Source organism: Kribbella sp. NPDC051620 (assembly GCF_044453825.1).
In the GTDB taxonomy this organism is placed as follows: domain Bacteria; phylum Actinomycetota; class Actinomycetes; order Propionibacteriales; family Kribbellaceae; genus Kribbella.
In genome coordinates this window covers 229,282-236,421 of record NZ_JBITDB010000010.1, presented here as the reverse complement: position 1 = coordinate 236,421, position 7,140 = coordinate 229,282, and the positions used below count along the sequence as shown (strand labels likewise).

At 70.0% G+C, this 7,140-nt stretch carries 6 protein-coding genes; 5 read left to right on the top strand and 1 reads right to left on the bottom strand.

Annotated elements, in window-relative coordinates:
• The first annotated feature begins 1,093 nt into the window (after positions 1-1,093).
• From ACIA12_RS39080 to ACIA12_RS39065, 4 genes are all read left to right on the top strand, one after another.
• The gene (locus ACIA12_RS39080) at positions 1,094-1,741 is read left to right on the top strand and encodes a hypothetical protein (protein WP_396372509.1); all 648 of its coding nucleotides are present in this window, start codon (positions 1,094-1,096) and stop codon (positions 1,739-1,741) included.
• A gap of 17 nt (positions 1,742-1,758) precedes the next feature.
• Positions 1,759-2,925: a hypothetical protein gene (locus tag ACIA12_RS39075; protein WP_396372508.1), complete on the top strand. Its 1,167-nt coding sequence runs from the start codon at positions 1,759-1,761 to the stop codon at positions 2,923-2,925.
• 375 nt (positions 2,926-3,300) lie between these two features.
• Positions 3,301-3,573 (top strand): hypothetical protein, encoded by a 273-nt coding sequence (locus ACIA12_RS39070; protein ID WP_396372507.1) that lies wholly within the window; start codon positions 3,301-3,303, stop codon positions 3,571-3,573.
• A gap of 132 nt (positions 3,574-3,705) precedes the next feature.
• On the top strand, positions 3,706-4,740 hold the full coding sequence (locus tag ACIA12_RS39065; protein WP_396372506.1) for a CHAD domain-containing protein: 1,035 nt from the start codon (positions 3,706-3,708) through the stop codon (positions 4,738-4,740).
• Between the two features lie 4 nt (positions 4,741-4,744).
• Here ACIA12_RS39065 and ACIA12_RS39060 read toward each other — a convergent pair whose 3' ends face one another.
• A complete protein-coding gene (locus ACIA12_RS39060) occupies positions 4,745-5,908 on the bottom strand; it encodes a DUF1015 domain-containing protein (RefSeq protein ID WP_396372505.1) in 1,164 nt (387 codons plus the stop codon).
• A gap of 24 nt (positions 5,909-5,932) precedes the next feature.
• On the opposite strand from ACIA12_RS39060, the gene ACIA12_RS39055 reads away from it, so the two are divergent.
• Entirely contained in the window at positions 5,933-7,045 is a 1,113-nt protein-coding gene (locus ACIA12_RS39055; protein WP_396372504.1) for an HAD-IIA family hydrolase, read from the top strand.
• Positions 7,046-7,140 lie beyond the last annotated feature (95 nt).

The following is a 7,140-nucleotide window of genomic DNA, read 5'->3' as shown; positions in this document are numbered from 1 at the left end:
TGGAAGTTAAGCCTGACAGCGCCGATGGTACTGCGACCGGTAGGTCGTGGGAGAGTAGGACGTCGCCGGACATTCACACTGTTAAGGGCCACCCACACCGGGTGGCCCTTAATGTTTGTGCCTGTACTTTTGTCTGAGCGCCGTTTTCACCTCGTACGACCGATAGGAGTCACCGTGGCTACGCCACCTCGCAACCCCCGCTCTGGTCCGGGCGATCGCTCCGGCCGTGGTTCGTCCGGCGGATCGGGTCGTGCCGGCGGCGGAAACCCCGGCGGCCGCTCAGGCGGCTCCAGCTCCGCCCCCCGCGGCGGCTCCACCGGCGGCCCCCGCGGCGCCTCATCCGGCGGTCCCCGCGGCGGCAGCTCGTCAGGAGCCCCCCGCGGCGGCTCAGCCGGCGCCCCTCGCGGTGGCTCCTCCTCCGGCGGCCCCCGTGGCAGTTCTGGCGGCGGGTACGGCGGCAGCTCTTCCGGTGGTTCCCGTGGCGGTTCCGGCGGTGGCTACGGCGGTAGTTCCTCTGGTAGTTCGTACGGGGGTAGTTCCTCGGGCGGCTCGCGTGGCGGGTCGGGCGGCTCCTATGGGGGCGGCTCCGGTGGTTCTCGAGGCGGTGCTTCGGGTGGGTCTTGGAGTGCTTCTGGTGGCGGGCGTGGTGCGCCGCGTACCGGTGGGGCACGGCGGGACGACAAGCCGGCTCCGAAGCGGAACACGCGCTGGGACGACAAGGGCGATCCGGGACGCGACCCGTTCAAGGGACAGCTGTCTGACGACCGCGGCCCGCGTCGCGACGACCGTGGCGCGCCCCGACGTGACGACCGTTCCGCTCTCGGCTCCGACGGCCGCTCCGCCCCGCGCGGCGGCGACCGCGCCGGCTCCGGCCGCGACGACCGTGGCGGCTACAACCGCGATGACCGTTCCGCCCCGCGACGCGATGACCGCGGTGGATACAGCCGCGACGAGCGCAGCGCTCCCCAGCGCGACGACCGTGGCGGGTACAACCGCGACGAGCGCAGCGCGCCCCAGCGAGACGACCGCGGTGGTTACAACCGTGATGATCGGTCCGCGCCGCGTGGGGACAACCGTGGCGGGTACAACCGCGATGACCGCGCTGGCGCTGGCCGCGACGACCGTGGTGGGTACAGCCGGGACGACCGGTCTGGATCTCGTGCGGACGACCGTGGCGGTTACAACCGTGATGACCGTTCGGCTTCGCGTGGGGACAGCCGTGGTGGGGCTGACCGTGGGGCGCCTCGTGAGGACCGTGGTGGGTACGGCCGCGATGAGCGTTCGGCGCCGCGTCGGGATGAGCGGGGTGGGTACAGCCGGGATGAGCGCAGTGCGCCTCGGCGGGACGAGCGTGGTGGACGCGATGAGCGTCCTGCGCCTCGTCGGGACGACCGTGGTGGGTATCAGGGCGGGGCTCGGTCTGGGCCTCCTCGGGATGGACGACCGACCGGCTTCAAGGGTGGCGCTCGGACTGGGCCGCGGAGTGATGACCGGACGGGGTCTGTGCCGCGTCGGGACGAGCGGACCGGCTACCAGGATGCGGCTCCGCGGAATGATCGTGGACCGCGTCGGGACGACCGCAACGGGCCTCGCCGCGAAGAGCGTGGAGGCCGTGGCCGGACCGATCGTGAGCGTGGCGGTCGGGGTGTCGGGCGTGAGGACGAGGAGAGGGTCGGCCCGCGGAAGGACGATCCCGTCATTCCGGCAGGGATCACCGGTGCGGAGCTCGACAAGGGGATGAAGGCCGAGCTTCGGTCATTGCCGCGTAGCCTCGCGGACCTGGTCGCACAGCACCTGGTGGCGTCCGGCCGGTTCCTGGAAGACGACCCGGATCTCGCCTACCTGCACGCCAAGACCGCTCGACGGCTGGCGGCGCGGCTGGGCGGAGTACGGGAGGCTGTGGCGATCACGGCGTACCTGTCCGAGCACTACGCGGAGGCGCTGACCGAGTTCCGTGCGGTGCGACGGATGACCGGCAACCACGAGGTGCTGCCGGCGATGGCCGACTGCGAGCGTGCGCTCGGCCACCCGGAGAAGGCGCTGGCCTTGTCGCAGGAGAAGGTCGTGCTGACGCTGGAGGAGGGTTCGCAGATCGAGATGCTGATCGTGGCGGCCGGAGCCCGGCGTGACATGGGCCAGACGGCTGCGGCGATCCAGGTCCTCGAGATCCCCGAACTGACCAAGCGCACGCGCGCCGAGTGGCTGCCGCGGCTGCGGTACGCGTACGCCGACGCGCTGGCCGAGGCAGGTCGTACGGAGGAAGCCCTCACCTGGTTCCACCGCGCCGCCGGCTCCGACCAGGACGGCTCCACCGGAGCCGCCGAACGCGCCGCCGAACTGGAAGGCCTCACCTTCACCGACCTCGACGAGGGCGACGAAGACGACGTCATCATCGAGGTCTTCGACGACGAGACCGCCGACTCCGCCGACACGGACGACTCCGACGAAGAAAACGAGACGGACGACGACCTCGAGTCCGACGCCGACGAGACCGACGACCTCGACTCGGACGTCGCGGACGAAGACGACGACTCGGCCGACTCCGAGGCCGAGGCCGACGACGCCGACCGTGACGGTGACGCCGCGCCCGACAGCGACGACTCCGAAGCCGACACGGACGACGAAGACGCCAACCTAGGGTCCGACGAAGACGACGACCTCGACGAGGACGACGCCGACCGTGACGGTGACGAGGACGACGTCGATGAGGACGACTCGGACGGCGGCCTCGACTCGGACGATGACTCCGACGACGAAGACTCCGACGCGGCCGACTCGGAGGACGACGACGCCGACGCGGCCGACTCCGATGACTCGGACGAGGTCGACGACGATTCCGGCGCGGATGCCGATGAGTCCGCTGGTGATGAGCCTGCGGATGACGAGGCTGATGGCGGGAAGGCCGGCGAGAAGTCGGCGGAGTAAGTAGCTGGATCTAGTTGGTGAACGGCCCGGGTGGGCGGTGGAGGAATCCGCTGCCCACCCGGGCCGTCGTCATCCCCAGTCCGCAGTCCCCAGCACCGGGTACCGGGTTCCGGGTACCGGATCCAGCCGGCGTCATCGCGGACCTTGGGCACCCACTCGCCATCTGAAGGCGGGAGGGGCAACTGCGTCGTGCTCAAGGTGGGCTCTGGGGTTGCGCTTTGGGCACCGGCCAGCCACGCAAACGCCGGGCCGGTGGCTGGTCGGTGCCCAAAGTGGGCGGAACCGACAGCAGCCCGCCAGCGGCGCGACGAATCGGAGTACGTCCGGCGGTCCCCGGCTGGCGGTACTGCCGCCGGTAGCGGAGGTGGTGGATGTGTGGCGCTGGCGCCTGCCTGGTGGCTGGCATTCCGGGCGTGGGCACGCCAGAAGTACCTGGCACGCGACCCCGGCTGGGCGCGCGCTGCCCCCACACGCGTGGTCCGCGCCTGCGGGGCCAAGGTCGCGGTCCCGGTCGCGGTCCCGGTCGCGGTCCCGGGCGAGGTCGCGGTCGCGGTCGCGGTCCCGGTCGCGGTCCCGGGCGAGGTCGCGGTCCCGGGCGCGATGGCGGTCGCGGGTGCGATGGCGGCGGTGCTGGTGGTGGCGGGGTGACTTTGTGCTTGGTGTGAGTGTTTGGGATGGCGGAATGCTCAGGTGGAGCACGAGGTGTTGGGTGCGGGGTCGTGGGGCGCGGTTCGTCGGCGTGGCGGAGCGTGGGGGATGGGGGCCGATCAGAATGGGGCGATGACAGCCGATTCGCAAGCAGGTACGGCAAGCTCCGGTGCGGTGAGCTCTGATGGTGCGATGGCCGGTGCGGTGAACAGTGCGGTGAACGGTGCGGCGGCAGCGGGTCCGTCGGTTGCTGGGTCGGTGTCCGAGACGGGAATGCATTCGTCGAGTGGTGGGGGTGTGGTGGGTTCTTCGGTAGTGGGGGATGGCGGGGGATTGTTGGTGGGGGAGTTGGTGGGGCGAGCCCTGGCGAAAGGGGCGCGGCGGTTGGGGAAGGCTGTGGGGATGGTGGGGCGGGGGGAGGAGGATGCGATTCATCAGGTGCGGGTGAGTTGCCGGCGGTTGCGGAGTGATTTGAAGTTGTTCCGGAAGGTGATCGCGGGGGAGTGGGGGGAGCGGTTGCGGGGCGAGTTGGCTTGGTTGGCCAATAGTTGTGGGGAGGCTCGGGATCTCGAGGTGATCGCGGAACTGGTACGCGAGGGGTCGACCAGCGAGGATGACGCGGAGCATGTGGCGACGATTCTGGGGACGTTGACGACCGGGTTGGAGCGGGCGGCCGCGCAGTCGGCTGAGGTGGTACTGGGGGAGCGGGCCGCCTTGCTGGTAAGGGAATTGAAGGTGGTTGCCGCCGCGCCCGAGCTCAGCGCACTGGCTGAGAAGACGAGCGCCGAGTTGCTGCCGAAGCTGCTCGAATCGGCTCGGCGGAAGTTCGACCAGTCGGCCGAGTTGCTGAAGCCGTGGTCGCCGGATGACGACTGGCACGAGGTGCGGTTGCTGGCCAAGCGGGTCCGGTACGCGGCTGACACGAGTGCGTCGGTGCTCGGTGATGAGGCGCGCGACATCGCAGTACAGGCGGCTAGGTACCAGGAGTTGTTAGGTCAGCATCAGGACCACTGTGCGGCGGCCGACGCATTGACGAAGCTCGCAGGGGAGGCGGCTGCTCAGAGCGACGTGGAGCTGTCCTTCACGCTCGGCAGGTTGACCGAGCGACACCGGGCAGCGCGCAAGCCGCTCCGCGAGGAGTTCCTCAACCAGTACCACCGGCCCTGAAGTACTAGCTGAGCATCCGGAACAGCAGTCCCACGCGCGGCTTAGGGCCGAACGAGGTCGCCTTCTGTGGCAGTACGACGCCGCGCGCGGCTGAGCGGAGTACCTGGTCCATCCGGGGCGCCACAAGCTCCACAGCGGCCTGCTGCGGCCCAGCGAGGGCTACTGCGTCCGCCAGCGCGTGGTGGAAGGTGATCTCGTCCACAGGTACTCCCCAGGCCGGCAGCAGCTCCTTGTGCAGCAGAGCGACCGTAGGAGTCACCTGCCCCTCGGTGGACTGCAGCGTCACCCAGGACGTCCCGTCAGTGATCGCTATGCGGTCCGGCACGCCCTCCACCCGACCAGGCAGCACCTGCCAACCACTCGGCGTACGGGAAGACACCAGGTCCAGGGTTAGCCCCGGTACGACGCGGTGGATCGGGTCAAGCGTCAGCGGGTGCCGGTCGTTGTCGACCAGCATGGCGAGGCCGACGTCGGTGCCGTCGCGGTCGGGTTCGCGCCGGTTGCGTTCCAGGTACGCCGCATAGCGGTGGTGGCCGTCCGCGATCAGGGCCTCGTGCGTCGCCAGCTCGTCGGCGATCTTGGCCAGTACGACGGGGTCGTCGATCCGCCAGATCCGGTGATGTGCGCCGTTCTCGGTGTCGGCGACCAGCCACGGTTCGCCCGAGCGAGCGTCGTCGACGGCGTCACTGGCTGCCCCGCCACCGCCGTACGCGAGCAGGATCGGCTCCAGATCGGCGTCCGTCGCCTCCATCAGCTCGAACCGGTCGTCGACCCACTGCGGCATCACGTCCTCGTGCGGCAGTACCACCCGGCGGGCCGGATCGAGCGCGAGCGAGCCGACCAGCCCGCACAGTACGGCGCCCTGGAACTGCTGCTCGTAGACGTAGAGAGCGGGCCGGTGGTCCTGGATCACCACGCCCTCGCGCTGCCAGGTGGACAGCCTCCGTGCGGGCTCGTCGTACCGGCCGGGGCCGAGGTCGGGATCGCGTGGAAGGATGAGCCTCACCATGTTGTGGAGATCAGAGTCAGTCAGCCGCCGGACGATGGCGGGTTCCAGTACGTCGTACGGCGGTGAGGTCACCGCGCCGAGCGCGCTCACCTTGCCCGCGACGAACCGCCAGGCCCGCAGCGGGTCGAGCCGCAGGACGTTCGCGGACGCTTCTGACATGGCCGTGATCGTACGGGGGGAAGCATGACCAGGACACAGGAATCGCCCGCCCCACTGTCGGCTTGTGACGAACCGCTCGCCGGCCGGTACGACGTTGCGCTCCTCGATCTCGACGGGGTGGTCTACGTAGGCCCGGACCCGGTACCGGACGCGCCGGACAACCTGCGCAAAGCGGCCGCGGAGGGTATGCGGATCGGGTACATCACCAACAACGCCAGCCGCCCGGCCTCCGTGGTCGCCGAGCACCTGGCGTCGTTCGGGCTGGACGTGATCGGCGAGGACGTCGTCACCTCGGCGCAGGCAGCGGCGAAGCTGATCGCGAAGGAGTTCCCGAAGGGGTCGCCGGTGCTCGTGGTCGGTGGTGAAGGGCTGATCGCGGCGCTGGAGGAGTATGAGCTGCGGCCGGTCCGGAGCAGCGACGCGAAGCCGGTGGCCGTCGTACAGGGCTTTCATCCCGATGTGAACTGGGTGATGCTGGCGGACGGCGCGCACGCGATCAACGAGGGCGCCAAGTGGTACGCGACGAACCTCGACCTGACGATTCCGACCGCGGGTGGGAAGGCGCCGGGCAACGGGACGCTGGTCCAGGCGGTACGGGCGGCTGTCGAGGTGGATCCGATCGTGGCCGGCAAGCCGGAGGCGCCGCTGCTGGAGACGAGTATCGAGCGGTTGAAGGCCGAGCGGCCGTTGATGATCGGCGATCGGCTGGACTCCGACATCGCAGGGGCGCACAACGTCGGGATCGCGAGCCTTTGGGTGGCGACCGGCGTACATGATGCCTATGACCTCGCGGCGGCGCCGAAGAACGAGCGGCCGACGTACATCGGGGCAGGGCTGGGTGCGTTGCGGGAGAAGCATCCTGGCGTGAAGGTCGACGGCGCGAAGCACAGCTGCGAAGGCTGGACGGCTTCGGTTGTTGACGGCGCAGTGGCTGTGACGGGTGAGGGCAAGCCGTACGACGGGCTGCGGGCGATCCTGTCGGCGACCTGGGCGGCGGTGGATGCCCCGGCCAAGCCGGTTGCGAAGACGGCGGCCAAGAGCGCCGCGCGGGGGCGGCGGCCGCTGCCGAAGCCTGCGCCGGAGCTGGGGTCGATCAAGATCGGCGAGGCGCTGCACCGGGTCGGTCTGGACAAGTAACGCCTGGTATGGGCGTAGCTGGGCTGGTATTGCGGGCGTGGCGCGATACCGTGGCTGGCAACTGAGCCTGACCGGGCTACGGCGCCAGGACAGAA